1 protein-coding gene is annotated in these 1,249 nt (G+C 41.8%); it reads left to right on the top strand.

The genetic code is table 11. The annotated features are described in order from the left end of the window. Positions 1–502: 502 nt before the first annotated feature. Positions 503–1,249 (top strand): group II intron reverse transcriptase/maturase (ltrA, locus tag ACQKP0_RS25720; protein WP_427408655.1); only part of this gene is annotated, 747 nt, incomplete at its 3' end.

Genomic DNA, 1,249 nt, shown 5'->3' with positions numbered 1-1,249 from the left:
TATGTGTGCCAGGCATGGCAACTATCTAGGTGGTGAAAGTCCACTGTGGGGGTACACATCAGCCAACCACTAAGGAAGCGCAAGGTACTTGCCGTGAGGTAAGGGCTGGAGGAAGCGTGGAATAAAATCTTGGCTCGACGAACAGAAATCTGATACTAAGGCTCTATAAAGGGATGAGGCTCCATAACAAGTCAAAGTCCAAAAAGATGTGCGTAACTTGGTAGGGTAAATCAGGCGAGTAAAAGAGGAAAGATAGTTGTCTTACCCTGGGAGGTCTTGCGGATGTACGGAAGTACAGTCGAAAAAGGTTAGCCGCAAGAAGTCAGCAGAAGCCATAGTAATGAAATTAATTCATGAAGGGCTGAACAATTTATAGTGTTTCAACACCACGAATGCGTAAGTGACGTACTCCGAATGTATTAATGGTGAAAGTATGAGCGTATCTCAAAGGCTAACCAAAATGGAGCTATCACTTACTACGTGAGGGGAAGGAGAAACGAGTGTGGAACTTTTAGAACAAATTCTAAGTAATCAGAATATGAACGAAGCCTACCTGCGTGTCTATAAAAATAAAGGTGCGAGTGGGGTCGATGGAGTAACAGTTGAAGAACTAAAGCAATATCTGAGAGAGAACAAGGATGAGCTACGTCAGCGCATCAGAACAAGAAAATACCAACCACAAGCTGCCTTAAGAGTGGAAATCCCAAAAGAAAATGGCAAGATGCGCAAGTTGGGAATACCAACAGTAGTGGATAGAGTAGTTCAACAAGCCATTCATCAAGTTCTCAGTCCGATATTTGAAAAGCAATTCAGTGAACTCAGTTTCGGCTTTAGACCAAAAAGAAGTTGTGAGATGGCTATTATAAAAAGCTTGGAATTTCTAAATGATGGATACGATTGGGTGGTAGACATTGACCTCGAAAGATTCTTCGATACAGTCCATCACGATAAACTCATGCGAATTATTGCCAACACAATAGATGATGGCGATGTCATCTCGTTAATCAGAAAATACTTAATCAGTGGAGTCATGGTGAAAGGGAAGTATGAAGAAACACCAGTCGGGACTCCGCAAGGAGGAAACCTTAGCCCATTATTGAGTAATATTATGTTAAATGAACTCGATAAGGAACTAGAGAAAAGAGAACTACGGTTCGTGAGATACGCTGATGACGCTCTCATCTTTGTAAGGAGTGAGACAGCAGCACACAGAGTGATGAAATCAATCGTGAGATTTATAGAAGAAAAA

It is taken from the genome of Heyndrickxia sp. NPDC080065, from assembly GCF_050281185.1.
GTDB lineage: Bacteria > Bacillota > Bacilli > Bacillales > Bacillaceae_C > Heyndrickxia.
The sequence above is the reverse complement of the archived record's forward strand: the minus strand, read 5'-3'. Positions and strand labels throughout refer to the sequence as shown.